Source organism: Cellvibrio zantedeschiae, from assembly GCF_014652535.1.
Classification (GTDB): domain Bacteria; phylum Pseudomonadota; class Gammaproteobacteria; order Pseudomonadales; family Cellvibrionaceae; genus Cellvibrio; species Cellvibrio zantedeschiae.
Genome location: NZ_BMYZ01000004.1, coordinates 312,019 through 329,143 on the forward strand (window position 1 = coordinate 312,019; position 17,125 = coordinate 329,143).

Sequence of the window (17,125 nt, forward strand, 5' to 3'; positions counted from 1 at the left end):
TTGTTGTGTCTGGTACAGCATCCTCTCTTCGCAAGAAGAAGTTCTATGAGCTTAGCAAATCTCCATCAAAAATCGACCTTAATAGCGATTTCTTATGTGCTGTTACTGCTTGTTACCAAATATGTTTCTTTCCGCTATTAAAACTGGCGAATATGGGTCACTTCACTTGCGTGGAAGCCGTGCCACCAAGCTTTATGACTGCCCGAGTCTTGCTGGAAATAGTTTGATCTTTTAACCAATCCGCCGAGGCTTTGAACAAAGTGAGGTGATTCGTTTCCCAATTGGCGCGATGAGACGAGCAACCTAACTCGACCAGTACTTTCTTCGGCGAGCCCAAGTCTTCATAAAGTTCACGAACGCGATCTGGCAATACTTGTTTGTCAAATTCACCAACAATCAAGAGCGTAGGTTTGGTGATCTTTGCCGCTGAAGTGCGATTAAAGCCCCAGTGCCAAATCTGTTCCGGCGCACGGCGAACCCCTGTTCCCCAGGTTGCACCTAGCGAATCAGAAGCCAGCATGGCTTGCCACAGTGGGTCACGAATAGCGTCATCGACTTGATTGCTGCAACCCAATTGTTTATTCCAACCCGCATTAAATTCGTCGCGGTTTTGCGTTCCCATTAATTGTGTAAGCTTTGTGTTTGACGGTTGTTGCATGGGCCAATCGCGGCCATAGGCAGGGGCAAATAAAACTAACTGATTAATTTTTTCAGGATGCTGCTGGCTATAAACCAAACTGCGCGGCCCACCTTGTGACCATCCAATCAAGGCAAGCGATTTTAACTTTTGCCTAGCCAAAATAAAGTTCACTGCCGCATCTATATCTGCCCAATCCGATTCATTTGTAGTGAGTGCCTGGCTATAGGTTTTCGCGCAGGTTTTGTTAATGAGCGCAGGAATAAATTGCTGCTGATCTTGTTCAGATAAATGGCAAGGATTATTCATTTCAACAGGCCGCGTTGAACGACCGTAGCCGGTTAAATCCAACGCGTAAACGGCAAAACCTTCCTGCGCCAAATAAGCCATCCAACTGTAATCTTTATAGCCGATATCAAAAGCAACTTGCGAAGGCGTGCCACCGCCATGAATAAAAAGCACAGCGCCGCGAGTGGCGTTGCCGGTTGGCTTTACCTCACGCACATAGAGCTTTGTGATTTGGTTGAGTAGTGCGGGTGCAAGTGACGGGGCAGAAATAAAATGATCGCTGGTGCTTATGTTTATTGCATTCGCTGCAGAACTAATTAGCAGACTAAAAACAACGGCAAATATGCGATACATTCATTATCCTTAATTGCTCATAGGTAGAAAAATGGCGTAGCAAACGGCTTCCATTTTAGAAAGCCGCAGCCAAATTATTCCAGATTGGTGTGGTTAATCAGTGAGCGCACTTCAGTAATATAAATATCGCCACGGCCACAATATTTTCCTAAACCGGCAACAAGCGCATGGCCGGTAAATTTGTTTTTATCGTGGCGAATTTTCGCACGCAGATCCCGCAAGCTGCGGTAGGCGTTATTAGTATTGATGTTGCGGTAATAGGAATTAATAGAATCTTCAATACTGTCGAACCTGCGCACCTCATGTTTGGCAGAAGCTGCACGGCGTGTGGGAACAATGCCACAACCTTTTTTAAAGCACCATTCACCAAATAAATTATTGCCTTCTTGCGCAAAGAAGGATGTGCCCCAGCCAGATTCAATTGCAGCCTGCGCAATAACCATGGCTGGTGGAATTATGTCAACGCGTGATAACAAAACTTCAACGGCTTGTTTATCGCTGGGGTAATCCTCAACACTGACTGAAAAATCTTCGCGCAAACGGTTGAGTTGTTCACGGTCAACAAAACCCAATTCATGCTTTTGATCAACTTCACTCTTGATTTGCAACAAGCGCTCGCGCGTGCTAATCAGCAATTCATTTTTTTGTTCAACTAGCGGGCGCATGATGCCAATAAATAATTGCACGCGCTCCATAGGTTGGTTGATTAAGGTTAAATCTGGCAGCAAGGTGTTGCTAGTTAATACGTCGCTGTCGATTTTGCCGCTTAAAGGATTAAGCGAAAGTAAAAATACCAATATTAAAGTGCCTATGGCGTAGGCGATAAGCGCTAAGCCTAAAAACCATTTTGAAAAACTTTGTTGCATGTTGCTTCCTGTAAAAATAAATCAATTCAATGCCCTTAGCATGTTTCAAAAACACGTTTTATGCGGCTTATAATTCTAACTGCTTTCTCAGTGCTTCCATTCGCTTTGCATTTTCTTCCTTGCTTAAAGGAGTTTCTGTCGATTGCGGCAAAGCAGGAATATTTGGAGCTGGCAATTCTTCGCCATTCATCACGCGCTCGCACAACTTTAAATAGTGGCGTTCAAAAATGGGGAAAGCTATTTTTTCTGAATTATTCGCCAGAAAAAACCAATCGCTCGCGCAGCCAGCGTGGTAAATCGCCGGGTGGCTCCAGTTATAAGCTGCTTTAGGGCTCGGTGCGCGGCAAGCTTCTACATAAGCACGGTGCGCATCAATCAAACCAAATTTTTCCGGGTCGCCCTGGCAGGCGCGAATCATGCGGTTGAGTGTTGGCAAATACTCCGATTCTTCAATCACTTTACGCGCGCCGCGCAAAATAGTGTCAGGTGCAAATTGGCTCAAGCTCTCCAACCATAATTTTTTAATTTGGTTAAGCACTTGGGTATCGCTGTAAGCTTTATAATATTGGTTGTGATAATTAATGCGGAAGAGCGCAAAAATTTCATTCAAAGCATCAATATGAGCGTCAGTAATTTTACGCTCTCCACTACGCCAAGGAGGAAAATTCTGTTCAGTTCCTTCACTGTGCCCAGCTGCGGTCGGTGAGGTCTTGGACAAGGCTTCGATCTCTTGTGCTACTTGCTGAATGATTGGGTTGCTGTCCCGCATGGTAATTACCCTGTTGTGTAAAAGGGGGCTGTGCTGTAGTGGTCAAAGCGTGTTGCTTGGCCCAGTGATATTTTACGTGCTGCAAAAATTTGGTATTCCAGGATGCGTAAAGCTGGTTGCTCTCGCGCCAAAATAAAACAAATTCGGCCACTTGTTTTTGCGCGAAATCTATTTTGATTTCGGCGAGGCGGAGCACATCAAAAACTTCGTTGCTCGGCTGCCAATTTTCCGGAATACGTTTGGGTTCGGTATCATTTTCAAGTGCGGATGAATAGCGCACCCACTGGCGCTTTACATGCTGAATAAATTTGCTGTTCCAGGTGCGGCCCACTTCACCGCGTTCCTGCCAATACAACACAAATTCTGGAATCGCATCTTCCACAAAGGCATAGCTGATATTGGCGTGCTTCACCAAAACTTCAAGCGCATCTTTGCTTGGGCGCCAGCTCATATGCATCGCAATATCTTTTTCGCGATTTAAAAACTCTTCGTTGTTTTCACGCGCATGGCGCGCCATTTGCGTTTGATGATTGCGCCATTTGTGCAATACATCTTTTAAAAACTTTGCGCCCCAGGAATGGCTGGTCTCACCGCGCTCGCGCCAGTAAGTAATAAATTCCGGCACCTGCTGGCGAACAAAATCTTCGGGAATATTGTGCTGTGCAACCTGGCGTAAAAGCTCCTGATCCGGCTGCCAGTTGGGAGCAATTAAATTAGCACCGCCGCCCATGTTAATAATCGGCAATGGGCGTGTGTTCTCAATCGGCTTGCGCGTACGCTCGCCATCGTTAAATGCAATGGTCAGCTTGCCGCTTTCGGTAAAAGGCGCAGAGGCCAGCAAAATAATCCCCTGGTCGCGCAGGTTTTTGCTAATGCGCTGGATATCCTGCGCCGACCAAAAGGGCATAGCCCGCGTAATCAGTGTTTCATCCAAATCCAGCCAGTCGTGGTTGTCCCGCGCCACCAGCGGGCGATAAGCCGCCATATCGCTCAAAAGCGAGAGCATGCAAGCCTCTTCAAGGCCAATAGTCGCTGCCAGCGAAGGTGAAACCAGCAGCGGGCGTTCAGGGATAAGGGATGAACTCATGGGTAGTTTTAGATCAAATTTTAAATATGGCACTGGGGTGGAATTGTAGGGGGTATGGGGAGTGGAAGCTAGGCTTGACCGATTGGAAGAAGGTAAAGTTGGAGTCGTTTCGGTTGCTGATATGACACTGGCAGCCTTTGCCAAGCATCTTCAAGTCGTTTACCCTAGCTTCGCTCAAAATAATAAATAGGTTTTACTATCTTCTGGCTTTGAAATGGACTCCCCTATGCCAACTTACAAAATCTCTCCGCTTAAAAAAATATTTAAGATCATTCGTGTTACTTTCAAGCTGCTATTGGCGTTTTTAGTTATTACCGCAATCGTAACCACCCTAGTGGTATATAACTGTGGTGACGAGGATTTTAAATTCGATTTTAACGATAAGCTTGTCGGTAATGTGACACAGCTAAATTCAGTGCGTGTAGGTCACGAAATATCGCCCACGACAGAGCAAGAAATTATTTCTGCTATTACGGATACATCGGGTCCGATTTCAATTGGCGGCGGCCGCTACAGTCAAGGTGGGCAGGTTGCTTATCCTGATAGCCTGCATATAGATATGCGCAAGTTCAACAAAGTCTTGGCGTTTGATAAAGATAAAAAACAAATCACAGTACAAACCGGAATTCGCTGGCGTGATATTCAGGATTATATAGATCCTTACAATCTTTCCATTCGAATTATGCAGACCTATTCAAATTTTACGGTTGGTGGGTCACTTAGCGTTAACGTGCATGGCCGCTATGTGGGCGAAGGTCCTTTAATCAAATCTGTTGATCAGATAAAAATAGTGCTTGCGGATGGCAGCCTAAAAACAGCTTCGCCCACCGAAAATTCAGAACTGTTTTATGGCGCAATTGGTGGGTATGGTGGCATAGGTGTAATTGTCGAAGCTACCTTAAATCTTGCAGATAATATTCGTGTGGAACGTACATCAGATGTCATGGATATTACAGAATATAAAAAATTCTTTTTTGATAATGTTCGCGATAATCAAGCGGCTGTATTTACCAATGGCGATATATATCCGCCGAACTATGAACGTGTTCGCTCGGTAACCTGGATTAAAACCGACAAATCCCTAACTGATGAGCAGAGAATCAGGCCGCGTGATGCTGAATATTATTGGGGGCCTAAAATTGTTGATTTTATGGCGGATTACGACGCGGGAAAATGGATGCGTCAGCATATCCTCGAACCTGTTTATTATCTTTCCACACCGGTTGTTTGGCGAAACAATGAGGCTAGTTACGATGTTCGCGAGCTGGAACCTGCGAGCCGTAAAGAAACCACCTATGGCTTGCGCGAATATTTTGTTCCTGTAGAAAAATTTGATGAATTTGTGCCAAAGATGCGCGCCATTTTCCAAAAACACGAAGCAGATATTATTAACGTTTCAATTCGTCACGCACATCAAGATCCGGGCGCCTTATTAGCTTGGGCTAAAACTGAAGTTTTTGCATTCGTGGTTTATTATCGTCAAGGGACAAGCCGCGAAGATCAGGAAAAAGTAAAGCTCTGGTCTAAAGAAATGATTGATGCTGCTGTATCCGTTAATGGCTCTTATTATCTACCATATCAAGTTTATGAAAGCCGAGCGCAATTTGCAGCGGCTTATCCGCATGCTCAAGATTACTTTGCGCTTAAACAAAGGCTTGACCCCAATTTCCGTTTTCGCAACCAGCTTTGGGCCAAGTTGTATCCAGATGATGACCTGCAATTTGATAAAGACAATGTGAAGCAATACTTCCGTGGTGAAGAGCAAACATTCTTGACTATTCCGGAATGGTATTTGGTCTTTAATCCAGTGGAGTACGCAAATTATTTAACGGCAGATAAAGCACCTAGCCGCTTCCCATTTTGGGAGTCCATCAGTGAATATTGGCGTTTATATGATCGTGTCCGAAAAGTCACCGAAGATATATATCCAGAAAATTCCCAATATATAACTATGTTGCGTGTTATAGGTATCAGCACGACCATAGAATACATGTATAAAGGTCTTTACGAAAAAACCATAGGTACTTTTACCGCTTGGACTGCAGGTGGCGAATTAACACCAGAAGATAAAATTATCACTCAAGCACAACTTGCTTACAGCAAGCTTATTTACGATGAAGCTTGGTATAAATTTGATTTCTTTCCGTGGATAAAAAAGATTTGGGCTGATACAGATTTCTTCGGGAAAAACTTTATCCGCAAACTTGAGCGAAAATTGTTCTTTAGTTTGGAATTTGCTATCAAAACGGGCTATGCAAAAATAATTGGGTACGCAGCTACATCCAGCTATGAGCAAAGCGATGGTTTTATCTACATGACCGCCAAAGGCGCTGGAGATGTCCAATCTCCAGCAAAAATACTGGAACAAAAAGGTGATGCTTATTTGTTGGCAGTACCGCGTTGGGGGGTATTTACTGCAGTACTTCCTGACTTGGTTGAACAGGGTTTTATCTTTCAGGATATCTCTGGCAATACGCGCATAGTGTTGTCGTATATCGGTAGTGGAGATACTAATGGATTAAAAGATGCAAAATTGCTGTTTGCATCACCGCTGGTATCGAATCCACAGCAACAGCGAGTTTATGTTTATGCCGCTGTCAGCAATTTAAAACATGCGATGCAAGAATTGAAGGCCAAAGGCTTCTCGCTGGAGCACATCTATGACTACTAATACACGCCGTAATTTTTTAGTAAAAATAGGGTTTCTATTCACTTACATAAAGTTTAGCTCTCTTCAGTTGTTTGCTCAAACAACTGAAGAACTTAAACCCCTGATAGCAGGAAGCAGTAATTTTCGTAGTGTTTACACCAATGAATCCTTAAAAAATGAATTCATTTTGTTTTTAACCAATGTTTTCCATTTGTACCCTGAACAAAAATTACATGAGTTGATTGCAGAGGGGGTGAAAAAATATTCGCAAGATAAGGATATATACCTTGCATTGCAACCACGACTGGCAGAAATAGCTCCTATTTTAAAAGACCTGACATACTCTGTACCCGCATTGGCTAAACAGAAAAAGGAAATGACTTCACAAACACTTGCTTTGCTGGGTGACAAAAAAAGTTATTCCAGCTATTTGGAAGTTGGTTCTACAGGCCGTTATTTGGATAGTTTAGAAGAACGTATTGATATCGCGGATGCGCGTTTCTTTATGGCAGATCGTGCTCCTACCTATTCACCAGCAGACATTGTGGATCGTGGTCAAATTGGCAAGGGCGGCCAGTTTTTTTCTCTTGCTAATTACCGCCCTGAATTGCAGCGCAACATTTCTGCGAATTCAATTGAGCTGACATGCGTTTATATTGGCTTCCATCATTGCCCTATACCCTTGCGTAATGAGTTTATATCCTCCTTAAGAAATACAATGACTAGTGACGGAAAATTAATTTTGCGCGACCACAATGTTAATTCCGTAGATATGTGGCATATGGTAGCGCTGGCGCACGATGTATTTAATATGGGCACTATGGAAACCGGTGCCTATAACGAAGCAGAGTTACGCAATTTTTATTCGCTAGATTATTTGACTGCATTGATGACAGAAAATGGTTTTAAAACAGATGGACGAAGACTCTATCAAAAGGGGGATCCTACCCATAATGCTTTGATGGTTTTCACTAAAGCATAATTTATGCTGGGCGCATGCGCGCCCATCTCAAAAGCTTAAACCTCTACCGGCGTAGTCGGGTGATTGCCCCATTCAGCCCATGAACCGTGATAAGCGCGAATGTTAAAGCCCAAGGCTTTGCCGACCAAATAAGTAAAGCCGGAACGGTGATGGCTTTGGCAGTGAGTGATCATGCGTTTATCGGCAGTCAGGCCAAGAGAAGCTAAATATTCTTTTGCGTCTTTGCGAATCCGCAAACCGTTACTGCGGTCCATAAGTGATGTCCATTCCGCATTAATGGCACCGGGAATGTGGCCATTTTTTGCTGCAGTCACACGCGTACCATCGTACTCACCGGGGCTGCGCGCGTCCCAAACAACAAAGTCACCTTTATCCAATTCGCCAATAATATCGGGAATTTCAATAACAACTTTTGGGTCGAGTTTGACATCCACTTTGCTTGGTGTAAGCGTGGGTACTTCTTGCGTTACTGGTTGGCCAGAACCAATCCAGGCGTGTAAGCCGCCGTTTAAATAGGAATAGTGTTTGTGGCCGATGGCATCGAGTGTCCAAATCATTCTTCCCGCCCAGCCACCGCCTTCATCGTCATAAACAACAACGTGAGTATCAGGTGTTAAGCCTAAAAATGAAAACACGCGATTTAATTGCTCAACCGGTGCAATTTTTCCTGGCACAGGTGGTTGGCCGCTCAAGATTTTTTGTGGTGGAACATGTATCGCGCTATCTATATGCCCTTGCAAATAAGTATGCTCGGCGCACATATCAATAATTAATAATTTGTTGCTAGTGGGTTGTGCCAGCAACGCTGCAAGTTGGGTTGGTTCTATAACAAATGGGAGAGCCATTTTTTTACTCCAAATTCATATGTGCCTTGTCGTCAAATCGCGGCGACATTGATTAATTCTCGTTTAAAGTTCGCAAAATATATCTATAAGAATCCATACGCGTTCCGCTAATTTTTCCGCTTTCCAGTGCAGATAAAATTGCGCAACCCGGTTCATGCCGATGAGAGCAATCGCGGAACTTGCAGTGTCCAAGGAAGGGGCGAAACTCAATAAAGCCTTCGAGTACTTCGTCTTCTTCCATATGCCACAAACCGAATTCGCGAATACCGGGCGAATCAATTAAGTGGCCGCCTCCGGGAAAATGCAAAAGCGTTGCGCTAGTGGTCGTATGTGTACCTTGCTGGCGCTCAGATAAATCGCCAACGCGCAAATTACTCTCCGGCAACAATGCGTTCACTAATGAAGATTTGCCCACGCCGGATTGACCCACAAACACACTCGTATAGTGCGTTAAATATTCGCGGAACTCTTCAAGCCCGGTACCATTTTTGGTGGAAACCATTAAAACTTCGTAACCTAAATTGCGATAAGTTTTTTCTAAATAATTAACTTTGTCGCGCGTGGAATCGTCGATGCGATCAGTTTTGTTAATCAACAATACGGGTTCAATATCAATCGCATTGGCCGCGACTAAATAACGATCAATTAAATTTGCATGAGGCTCAGGGTAGGGCGCAACGACTATGATAATGCGATCAATATTGGCGGCTACTGTCTTCATATCGCCGTGCGGATCAGGGCGTTGTAGTGCTGAATCCCTCGGTAAAACTGCAACCACTACGCCAAGCGGATTACCCGCCCGCCAAACAACCCTGTCGCCCGTTACCAGTGAGCCCAGGTTGCTGCGAAAATGGCAGCGCTGCTGCTGACCTGCGTTATCGCCTTCGGTGGCTTCAACCACCACCTGCATTCCGTAATGGGTAATGATTAAACCGTGCTGCTCTGGCCCCAAATCACTCTCATTGAGCGCATCGTCTGCTTGCTGGTCGCGTTTGGTGGCGCGCACACTGCGCTCTTCCTGGATTTTTTCGATGCGCCATTGCTGACGGCGAGTAAGTTTGCGTTTGGTCATGCGTTCCGGGTGTGCTCGATTGGCGATAAGGCCAATTTTGGTTTAGTCTGAGAGGCAATTGTGCCCTATTTGCTAAGGAAAAACCTTATGTCCGCTAAAACGCCGAACGAAAACAACCTGATTTGGATCGACTTGGAAATGACTGGCCTGAATCCCGATACCGACGTCATTATCGAGATCGCCACCATAGTGACCGATGCCGATTTGAACATTCTGGCCGAGGGCCCGGTATTTGCAGTCCACCAGCCTGACAGCATTATGTTGAATATGGATGACTGGAATACCAATCAACACGGCAAATCGGGCCTGACGCAGCGAGTGCGTGAGAGCAAGGTGGATATTCAGCAAGCAGAAGCAGAAACCATTAAATTTTTGGAACAATGGGTGCCGGCAGGAAAATCACCTATTTGCGGAAATTCCATTTGTCAGGATCGCCGTTTTTTAGTGCGCGGTATGCCCTTGTTGGAAGACTATTTCCACTATCGTAATTTAGATGTGAGCACTGTAAAAGAATTAGCGCGCCGCTGGCGCCCTGATGTGATTGCGGGCGTAAAAAAATCTGGTGCACATTTGGCGTTAGACGATATTAAAGACTCTATTGCAGAGTTGCAGCATTATCGCGCAACCTTTTTTAAAATGAATTGAGTTTGTGATACGAATAAAGGCGCCCGATGGCGCCTTTATTTTTTGGATTGCTTTAAAAATTAAACTTCGTTGTGACAAACCGCTTCAATATTGTTTCCGTCCGGATCAAAGATAAACGCGCCGTAATAATTGGGATGGTAATGCGGACGCAAGCCCGGTCCACCATTGTCTTTTCCACCTGCCTCTATTGCTGCTTTATAAAAAGCATCGACCAAATTGCGACTTTCAACCCTGAAAGCAGCATGGGTAGATGACTTCCCGGGCGTACCGCGGCTTATCCAAAAATCGGGTTTCTCTGGTTCGCCAAAACCGGCAACATCAGTTGTTCCTGTAACAGATTCAGGAAACTCCATTATTAATGAATATCCAATAGCAGCAAGAGCCGACGTATAAAACGCTTTGCTCTTTTCAAAATCGCTAACAACAATGCCAATATGATCAATCATTTTATTGCTCCTTGATTGTGTGTAAGAAAGTTAATCATACTTTAGGTTTGGCAGAGTTTTGTCAGTAGTGATTGTTTTGTTTTATTTGGGAAGCGCCATGCGCCTTTCCACAAAACTGACAATGGCAGTTAAATATTTTATCTGGGATAAGTTCCACTTTATATTTAACTGATCCACACAGACAACTTCGTTTAATCATGTAGGTATCCTCGCATGTGATAACGAAACTGTGTTTTCGTCATTTATTTTGATTTGTCAGGTTTTCCGTTTTTATCGAGCAAGATAAGCATTTCTTTCGCTACCAATGCTGCGGATGGCAGGAACATGGTAGAGATAACACGATCATCAATAATGACATCGCGTTTATCAGCAACGTTGTCCTTATTCATTGTTAATGCCCCATTTTTACGAAGCTGATCTTCAACGAAAAATGGCAACAGCGTACCTTGCTTAGCCCAATCCTTCTCCCTCTCTGTAGAATTTGGAAAGCCTGCTACTCGCTTTCCCTGAACCAAGAACTTGCCGTTTTTAAGTTTTACATTCGCAAAAGCGCCAGCTCCGTGTCCACAACTCCCTATTACTCCACCGCTCTCATAAATTTTTGCCATAATACCAAGCAGCTTTTGATTCGAAGCTACATCGAACAATGTACCGTAACCACCACCTATAAACACAGCAGCATAATCCTTTGGGTTAACCTGATCCGGATTCAGTGAACTATTAGCTCGCTCCAAAAATCCTTCGTACTTTATTGTGTAACTGCTGATACCAATAGGATCCATCATAAACGGCACTGCCCCTCCAGTGGGAGAGGCAAAATCAACAGAATAGCCGTGAGAAACAAAAACATGATACGGCGGTGCGTACTCATAAAGATTATTTCTAGCCTCATGCTTACCAACATCGCCCATGTGCTCCAGATTAGAAGCAATAATTAAAATCTTTTTAGTGTCGCTTGCGATGGCTGGCACAGCAAAGCTGATAAGTATAAGGCTCAATGCCACAATTAATTTTTTCACGTTTACTCCATGTTTAATTGGAAACACCACCGCATGCTAAATGAATTCAGCTGAAAGAAAGTAACTGCACCAGGATGTGCCACAATACTTCCCGTTATGATTTGAATAATTGTTTGGAAGATAAATCATGTGCCATGAGTTCCATGAATTAGATTTTTACCTTTATGGTGCCATTAGACGCAGATGTTTTGATTTTGGATGCAATACGGCTATTTAATTTTCCATAACGAATGCTATGGACTTCCGCTATAACGCACAGTGCTGTGCGATCGTAGATTTACTGGTGTGTCAAACTTGTTAAAAATGATGACAATTTAAACGTGATGGTTCGCGTTAATCAGGAGTGGAAAGTGAATAAATTTATGTTTCATGTGTTGAATTAGGATCACAGTCGCTTGTTAGGCTTTTTAATTTGGTTTTTACCTAGACTAAATTAAAGTGCTGTATGACCAATTGCAGCCCAAATGCCGGTAACGCCTAAGAAAAGAATAGCAATTGGCCCGCCCCACATATGACGCCAATTAGCAATGTAAGCGATTTTTGGGTTTGATGTAGAATACCGAATAAGTACTTTTGTATCTGATGGGGATTTTCCAAGAGCCACTCCAGATGTGGATGTAAAAGTGTATTGAACGCCGTCGTTGTCTACAAAGGAAATCACTGGAAAATGTAAAATTGAATCTTCCGATTCTCTGCTTTCTATTCGCAATACAGTGCCGATTGCGGAAGCACCATAGAAAATAATCCGCATTCTCCGAAAAAATAATAAAGCACTTAAAATTAAAAAGAGAACACCAAAAATTAAAAAATAAATTCTCATGAGTAATACCTAACGCCGAGTTCAGCGGCAGTTTTTAAGTAGCGCTGCGATAAACTTTGCACAGAAATTCGCTACTTACAAACTGTCGAGTGGAAGCGCGAAACGCCGGAATGATGTTGGAACACCTTGTTAAAAATTTTCTATGGCTTGCACTGATTTCAGCTTTTTAGCAATCAAACTTAAATAGCAGAATATAACCAAAGCAAAAACATTGACTCCTACTTGAAAAGGACCGGCAAACTGAAAAAGGCTAAGCAAAAGGTTTCCACCAGCAGATACGTTGAAGCCTGGGCCTGACTCAGTAAAAGAATAATGGACAGTGAAATTAAACCCAGTATAGAGAAAATAGCTAACACCAGGTGACAAGAGTAGCGGAATTTGCATAGCCCAAAATATTTTATTTATAGCTAAAGACCTAGCACTAGATGATTTAATAATTTCTATCCCACACCAAATGCCATACAAAAACACTAAAAGTGCGATTGCACCAAAAATATAGCCAGCAACGCCACTAGAGGACAGTATAAAATTCAATATTGATGTGATGGACATAAATCCACCACCAATACTTAAAACACCTAGCACTTTTTGTATATAAGTATTCATGTATACCCTTAATGTTTAACGCCGCTGTAAGCGGCAGAATTTAAGTTGTAGTTTTGTGGAATACTTTTGCGCAGTAAACCCATGGGCGCCTAATTAAAGCTGCGAATTAAATTCTATCCAGTGAAGCGAAGCGGAAAGATGATTGATTACCTTGTTAGAATTATTCTTTATTCTTTGCGTTTTGTGTAACGAAACCGAAAAACTCTATATTTTCGGGGTATGAAAAAATGATTTCTTATCGAGTAACGATTTTTTTAACACCCTCCCATTCTTCCTCATAAGCATATTTTTCGTAAGTGCCAACCAGCTCGAATTCCGATTGATCAGTGCTTTGAGGAAAAGCTTTAGCAAGAATTTTCCCGTTTTTCCTGATTGTTGCTTCAATAATTAGCTGAGGATCTGGATAATACTCAACATTACCCCCTGAATTTACCTCTATTCTATAGAAGACTGAAATAATTATTTTTTTACCGTCGCTTATGCTTTTAGCTTTCCCACGACTAACGCTCCATGCAGGCTTTGAAGATGCAGCTTTTCCCAGAGTTATAAAATCCCAGTTTATTTCTTCGGCATGGATGGAGAATGAGAAAAATAGTAGCAACAAAGTAAATATATATTTCATACGCACCAGATTCTAACGTTGCGGTAAATGGCAGAATTTAAGTAGGTTTTTTGTGGAAATATTTTACGAAGTAAAACCACAAAAAAGCTACTTAAATTATGTGCAGTGGAGCGAAGCGGAACGATGTTTGACCGCCTTGTTATGCTTTTTAAAGGATGCCGCCGTAATGCGACATTATTGTAATTCTGTTACCTGAAGGATCTTTCAATTTTAAGAGCTCACCCGCAATGTTACTTGTAAAATCATGTTCGATTTCTAACTCTTTCAGATGATTAAGAATTTTAATTTTTATACATTCGCCATGATGAATGCCAAAACATAATGGCACATGCGTATTTGTGTCAAAAGCACTAAGGTGGCTTTCACTTCCAGCTTTATGGATGTCAATTATTAATTTAATGCCGGAATTACACACAAGCCTTGTTCCCATTACGTCAAATATACGAAGCACTGTAGTGAAGAAATTAATTGTTTCTTCGATGTTGATTACTGAAAGGTTTATATAAACCATGATGATTTAACTCTTTTTCATAACGCCGAGCTAAGCGGCAGTTTTTAAGTTGTAGTTTTGTGGATTACTTTTGCGCAGCAAAACCACAAAGCTGCGACTTAAAAGCTGTCCAGTGTAGAGAAGCGGAACGATGCTGCAACGCATTGTTACGTGCTTTTTGACGACTCAGATGCTGATTTAAATTGCTTATATAAATTTGTGAGCAGAAAAACAGAATTTATTAAACCATATAAACCCAAAAAATAGACTGCTAAATTGCCTGAATCGTGAGCAAACACATATATGTAAATTGAAGTAAAAAAACAAAAAAGACTGCATATAAGAGCAAATACGGATAAATTTCTTTTAGATATAGCCATTTTAATTCCACTACCGAAGGAAACAGAATATTTCAGAAGGTTAAAACCCGTGGCACATTCTTTTCGAACCAGAAAAACCAAAGCTTCAACCGTTCAGGATTTTAGCTTTTGCTCTTTTTTGTACTTGCCGAAGCGTTTTAGCTTTTATTTTTGTACCCACATAAAACCCATCGGCTGGAACCATTTGTTAGATATTAGTGTATTTGAAACCACAGTCACTTGTTAGAAGCTGCTCGCGTGTTTCTGAATTTAAATAAATATGACAGAAATGGTAATGTCATTTTTCTAAGGGCTAAGAAAAGCCAGCCTATCCTTCTATCAATCGCACCACTCTACTTTTGTATATCCATTTTTCTGCAAAAAAACATCCATTTCCTCACTCGTTGGCTTGTTGCTTTTGGCATAGTCGAGTGTATGCTTTCCAACTTTGATTCTGTATTCTCTTCCTCCATGCCCTGAATCAATAGCTGTGTAATAAATTTCACCATTGATGGTTTGTATAGCCCAACCTGCAAAAGGTTCGTGGTAAGTATTATCATCGGTTTGTAACATTTGATTTGCAATCCTATTGTGCGTTCTGTTGCGACTTTACAGTAGGCAGATAAACTTCCCCACCTTCAGAACATTTTTTTAGGCCCATTATCTAACTTATTTGAAGTTCAATAGATTTTTCAATAGGACTCCTTCTAACGCCGAGTTCAGCGGCAGTTTTTAAGTTGTGGCTTTATGGAATACTTTTGCGCAGCAAAACCATAAAACCGCGACTTAAAAACTGTCCAGCACGCGAAGCGTGCGTGCTGCAACGACTTGTTAGAGTTTACCTTGCGAAGTACCATTCTAAGGTTTCCTCAACTTCTTCTTTAGATATTTCCAAAAGCAATTCTGCATATTCAACTTGACCCGCCGAAATTACAAATGCTGCCGTAGCCGCACGTGCAAATTCTTCTTCGCGATTATGCGAGATGCAAAGCAAGGCACATTTTCCCAGCTCTGAGATTGCGTTTTCATATGAGACCGACAATTCAGTTGGAATTTCAATATTCTGCTTTTGACGTGCGATTTCAATTGAGGTTGGTAAATTGAAGAAACTTGGGGTGACGCGTTCTGGTGCGAGTAAAATTAGCTTAACGATTTCTGGAACTACCGCAAAAGATGCAGAATAAATAGAACCCTGATGATACAAACTACTCCACAGAGAAAACCAAGGTTCTTCTTCGTAATTTGATTCTTCTGGATAAGCGCTCAACCTCGAAAGTAATTGAGGAATATTTGATGCTTTCCCGTATGCGTGATTTAAATTTTCCCAGTTCATTCCTAGATTACTCTAACGCCGAGTTCAGCGGCAGTTTTTAAGTTGTGGTTTTATGGAATATTTTTGCGCAGCAAAACCATAAAACCGCGACTTAAAAACTGTCCAACGCAGGCGCGANTTCAGCGGCGGATTTTAAGTTGTAGTTTTGCGGTACAGTGAGCACAGCGAGCCGCAAAACTGCGACTTAAAATCCGTCCAACGGAGGCGCGAAAGCGCCGGAGTGATGCTGGAACGACTTGTTAGACGATTTTTTTAGCGCAAAACAAAATGTATGCACCTAACGAAAAAGTTACAAAGTACCGAATTCCCCAAACACGAATCACTAATTTTGCAGTCTTAACTCTATAGCTTAAATTAGGATTTGAAATCGTGTGTATTATGAACGGAAACGAAGCGAGCTTATAATCATTCCTAATTTCTTGAACAAGCAAAGCAAGCATAGTAAAACCGAACGTGTAAAGAAGTGGCTTTACGACAGAAAGTTTACTAATAAAGTTAAATTGATTATAGTAAAGTTGAACAACAACTAAACTTAATATGAAAATAGAAAAGCTAAACCCGCTTGGACAATAACTCAACGGACGATGAAATTTTTCCTTAAAAATTTCTATTTTAATTGAGAGCCAGCTTGGTATTCCAGATAGATCTAGTGAAACATTTGAGAAATCTTTTTCTCTCATACGCCAGTCGTTATCAAAATCAGATTTTTTTCAAAAATTCCAAAATAAAATTACAGACCTCTAGATATTTTTGTTTTTTCCCTCCAAAGGATTTTCCAATGCTTTTAGGTGGATAAATTACCCAATTTATTTTTTGATCATCATTCCTAAAAGGATTAACTCGAAAGCGAAGGGACCGTTGCTGGTCAGCGTATTCTACAAAAAACACTTGCATTCCGTCATTGTACTCAGGCTCCCTAGGATCACCCCAGCTATGTTTTGAAATATATTCTTCATCCATACTCAAATCCTTCGATTTTCGTCTAACGCCGAGTTCAGCGGCAGTTTTTAAGTTGTGGTTTTATGGAATATTTTTGCGCAGCAAAACCATAAAACCGCGACTTAAAAACTGTCCAACGCAGGCGCGAAGCGCCGGAGTGATGCTGCAACGACTTGTTAAACATTTGATGGTATGAAAAACAATAAAACACGTTTTTGAACCAACAATTACTTGTGCCAGAAAAAACGACAAGCTTAAGATTACTGCATTTTCTCTTATTGGCAAGAGCACAAAAA

21 protein-coding genes are annotated in these 17,125 nt (G+C 42.1%); 3 read left to right on the plus strand and 18 right to left on the minus strand.

Annotation, left to right across the window (positions count from 1 at the left end; all coding sequences use genetic code 11):
• Positions 1 to 157: 157 nt before the first annotated feature.
• The 4 genes from IE104_RS18090 to IE104_RS18105 form a co-directional block, all read right to left on the minus strand.
• On the minus strand, positions 158 to 1,279 hold the full coding sequence (locus IE104_RS18090) for an alpha/beta fold hydrolase (protein WP_189421124.1): 1,122 nt from the start codon (positions 1,277 to 1,279) through the stop codon (positions 158 to 160).
• Between the two features lie 74 nt (positions 1,280 to 1,353).
• A complete protein-coding gene (locus tag IE104_RS18095) occupies positions 1,354 to 2,145 on the minus strand; it encodes a glucosaminidase domain-containing protein (RefSeq protein WP_189421126.1) in 792 nt (263 codons plus the stop codon).
• Between the two features lie 67 nt (positions 2,146 to 2,212).
• A complete protein-coding gene (locus IE104_RS18100; RefSeq protein WP_229838109.1) occupies positions 2,213 to 2,863 on the minus strand; it encodes a replication protein P in 651 nt (216 codons plus the stop codon).
• Complete coding sequence (locus IE104_RS18105) at positions 2,826 to 4,001, minus strand: DnaT-like ssDNA-binding domain-containing protein (RefSeq protein ID WP_189421130.1); 1,176 nt, start codon at positions 3,999 to 4,001, stop codon at positions 2,826 to 2,828. The genes IE104_RS18100 and IE104_RS18105 overlap by 38 nt, the downstream gene beginning before the upstream one ends.
• Positions 4,002 to 4,227: 226 nt before the next feature.
• On the opposite strand from IE104_RS18105, the gene IE104_RS18110 reads away from it, so the two are divergent.
• Together IE104_RS18110 and IE104_RS18115 are read left to right on the plus strand one after the other, a co-directional pair.
• Positions 4,228 to 6,672 (plus strand): FAD-binding oxidoreductase, encoded by a 2,445-nt coding sequence (locus IE104_RS18110; RefSeq protein WP_229838111.1) that lies wholly within the window; start codon positions 4,228 to 4,230, stop codon positions 6,670 to 6,672.
• Positions 6,662 to 7,633 carry a dehydrogenase gene (locus tag IE104_RS18115; RefSeq protein ID WP_189421131.1) on the plus strand — a complete coding sequence of 324 codons (972 nt, stop codon included), beginning with the start codon at positions 6,662 to 6,664 and terminating at the stop codon, positions 7,631 to 7,633. Before IE104_RS18110 ends, IE104_RS18115 begins: the two co-directional genes overlap by 11 nt.
• Before the next feature lie 35 nt (positions 7,634 to 7,668).
• Here the strand turns inward: IE104_RS18115 and IE104_RS18120 are convergent, their stop codons facing one another.
• Positions 7,669 to 8,478: a sulfurtransferase gene (locus IE104_RS18120; protein ID WP_189421133.1), complete on the minus strand. Its 810-nt coding sequence runs from the start codon at positions 8,476 to 8,478 to the stop codon at positions 7,669 to 7,671.
• A gap of 52 nt (positions 8,479 to 8,530) precedes the next feature.
• On the minus strand, positions 8,531 to 9,550 hold the full coding sequence (rsgA, locus tag IE104_RS18125; protein WP_189421135.1) for a small ribosomal subunit biogenesis GTPase RsgA: 1,020 nt from the start codon (positions 9,548 to 9,550) through the stop codon (positions 8,531 to 8,533).
• An 87-nt stretch (positions 9,551 to 9,637) separates the two neighbouring features.
• On the opposite strand from rsgA, the gene orn reads away from it, so the two are divergent.
• Entirely contained in the window at positions 9,638 to 10,195 is a 558-nt protein-coding gene (orn, locus tag IE104_RS18130) for an oligoribonuclease (RefSeq protein ID WP_189421137.1), read from the plus strand.
• 59 nt (positions 10,196 to 10,254) lie between these two features.
• Here orn and IE104_RS18135 read toward each other — a convergent pair whose 3' ends face one another.
• The 12 genes from IE104_RS18135 to IE104_RS19090 form a co-directional block, all read right to left on the minus strand.
• Positions 10,255 to 10,641 carry a VOC family protein gene (locus IE104_RS18135; RefSeq protein WP_189421139.1) on the minus strand — a complete coding sequence of 129 codons (387 nt, stop codon included), beginning with the start codon at positions 10,639 to 10,641 and terminating at the stop codon, positions 10,255 to 10,257.
• 61 nt (positions 10,642 to 10,702) lie between these two features.
• Positions 10,703 to 10,840 (minus strand): GFA family protein, encoded by a 138-nt coding sequence (locus IE104_RS19225; RefSeq protein WP_444542202.1) that lies wholly within the window; start codon positions 10,838 to 10,840, stop codon positions 10,703 to 10,705.
• A gap of 43 nt (positions 10,841 to 10,883) precedes the next feature.
• Positions 10,884 to 11,660 (minus strand): type 1 glutamine amidotransferase domain-containing protein, encoded by a 777-nt coding sequence (locus IE104_RS18140; protein WP_189421141.1) that lies wholly within the window; start codon positions 11,658 to 11,660, stop codon positions 10,884 to 10,886.
• Between the two features lie 433 nt (positions 11,661 to 12,093).
• Complete coding sequence (locus IE104_RS18145; RefSeq protein ID WP_229838113.1) at positions 12,094 to 12,480, minus strand: DUF3592 domain-containing protein; 387 nt, start codon at positions 12,478 to 12,480, stop codon at positions 12,094 to 12,096.
• Between the two features lie 129 nt (positions 12,481 to 12,609).
• Positions 12,610 to 13,086, minus strand: a complete 477-nt coding sequence (locus IE104_RS18150; RefSeq protein ID WP_189421142.1) for a hypothetical protein — start codon at positions 13,084 to 13,086, stop codon at positions 12,610 to 12,612.
• A gap of 235 nt (positions 13,087 to 13,321) precedes the next feature.
• On the minus strand, positions 13,322 to 13,708 hold the full coding sequence (locus IE104_RS18155) for a hypothetical protein (protein ID WP_189421144.1): 387 nt from the start codon (positions 13,706 to 13,708) through the stop codon (positions 13,322 to 13,324).
• Between the two features lie 148 nt (positions 13,709 to 13,856).
• Positions 13,857 to 14,219, minus strand: coding sequence for a hypothetical protein (locus tag IE104_RS18160; RefSeq protein WP_189421146.1), 363 nt, complete (start codon positions 14,217 to 14,219; stop codon positions 13,857 to 13,859).
• A gap of 677 nt (positions 14,220 to 14,896) precedes the next feature.
• The gene (locus IE104_RS18165; RefSeq protein ID WP_189421148.1) at positions 14,897 to 15,130 is read right to left on the minus strand and encodes a hypothetical protein; all 234 of its coding nucleotides are present in this window, start codon (positions 15,128 to 15,130) and stop codon (positions 14,897 to 14,899) included.
• A gap of 265 nt (positions 15,131 to 15,395) precedes the next feature.
• Positions 15,396 to 15,890 carry a hypothetical protein gene (locus IE104_RS18170; protein ID WP_189421150.1) on the minus strand — a complete coding sequence of 165 codons (495 nt, stop codon included), beginning with the start codon at positions 15,888 to 15,890 and terminating at the stop codon, positions 15,396 to 15,398.
• A 239-nt stretch (positions 15,891 to 16,129) separates the two neighbouring features.
• The gene (locus tag IE104_RS18175) at positions 16,130 to 16,570 is read right to left on the minus strand and encodes a hypothetical protein (RefSeq protein ID WP_189421152.1); all 441 of its coding nucleotides are present in this window, start codon (positions 16,568 to 16,570) and stop codon (positions 16,130 to 16,132) included.
• Between the two features lie 19 nt (positions 16,571 to 16,589).
• Positions 16,590 to 16,850, minus strand: a complete 261-nt coding sequence (locus IE104_RS18180) for a hypothetical protein (protein WP_189421154.1) — start codon at positions 16,848 to 16,850, stop codon at positions 16,590 to 16,592.
• Positions 16,851 to 16,910: 60 nt separating this feature from the next.
• On the minus strand, positions 16,911 to 17,125 hold a 215-nt coding region (locus tag IE104_RS19090; protein WP_229838115.1), incomplete at its 5' end, for a hypothetical protein.

Coding starts and splice junctions, on each gene's coding strand:
- IE104_RS18090 (WP_189421124.1), bottom strand. CDS start 1,279: ATGTATCGCATATTTGCCGTTGTTTTTAGTCTGCTAATTAGTTCTGCA.
- IE104_RS18095 (WP_189421126.1), bottom strand. CDS start 2,145: ATGCAACAAAGTTTTTCAAAATGGTTTTTAGGCTTAGCGCTTATCGCC.
- IE104_RS18105 (WP_189421130.1), bottom strand. CDS start 4,001: ATGAGTTCATCCCTTATCCCTGAACGCCCGCTGCTGGTTTCACCTTCG.
- IE104_RS18110 (WP_229838111.1), top strand. CDS start 4,228: ATGCCAACTTACAAAATCTCTCCGCTTAAAAAAATATTTAAGATCATT.
- IE104_RS18115 (WP_189421131.1), top strand. CDS start 6,662: ATGACTACTAATACACGCCGTAATTTTTTAGTAAAAATAGGGTTTCTA.
- IE104_RS18120 (WP_189421133.1), bottom strand. CDS start 8,478: ATGGCTCTCCCATTTGTTATAGAACCAACCCAACTTGCAGCGTTGCTG.
- rsgA (WP_189421135.1), bottom strand. CDS start 9,550: ATGACCAAACGCAAACTTACTCGCCGTCAGCAATGGCGCATCGAAAAA.
- orn (WP_189421137.1), top strand. CDS start 9,638: ATGTCCGCTAAAACGCCGAACGAAAACAACCTGATTTGGATCGACTTG.
- IE104_RS18135 (WP_189421139.1), bottom strand. CDS start 10,641: ATGATTGATCATATTGGCATTGTTGTTAGCGATTTTGAAAAGAGCAAA.
- IE104_RS19225 (WP_444542202.1), bottom strand. CDS start 10,840: ATGATTAAACGAAGTTGTCTGTGTGGATCAGTTAAATATAAAGTGGAA.
- IE104_RS18145 (WP_229838113.1), bottom strand. CDS start 12,480: ATGAGAATTTATTTTTTAATTTTTGGTGTTCTCTTTTTAATTTTAAGT.
- IE104_RS18150 (WP_189421142.1), bottom strand. CDS start 13,086: ATGAATACTTATATACAAAAAGTGCTAGGTGTTTTAAGTATTGGTGGT.
- IE104_RS18155 (WP_189421144.1), bottom strand. CDS start 13,708: ATGAAATATATATTTACTTTGTTGCTACTATTTTTCTCATTCTCCATC.
- IE104_RS18160 (WP_189421146.1), bottom strand. CDS start 14,219: ATGGTTTATATAAACCTTTCAGTAATCAACATCGAAGAAACAATTAAT.
- IE104_RS18165 (WP_189421148.1), bottom strand. CDS start 15,130: ATGTTACAAACCGATGATAATACTTACCACGAACCTTTTGCAGGTTGG.
- IE104_RS18170 (WP_189421150.1), bottom strand. CDS start 15,890: ATGAACTGGGAAAATTTAAATCACGCATACGGGAAAGCATCAAATATT.
- IE104_RS18175 (WP_189421152.1), bottom strand. CDS start 16,570: ATGAGAGAAAAAGATTTCTCAAATGTTTCACTAGATCTATCTGGAATA.
- IE104_RS18180 (WP_189421154.1), bottom strand. CDS start 16,850: ATGGATGAAGAATATATTTCAAAACATAGCTGGGGTGATCCTAGGGAG.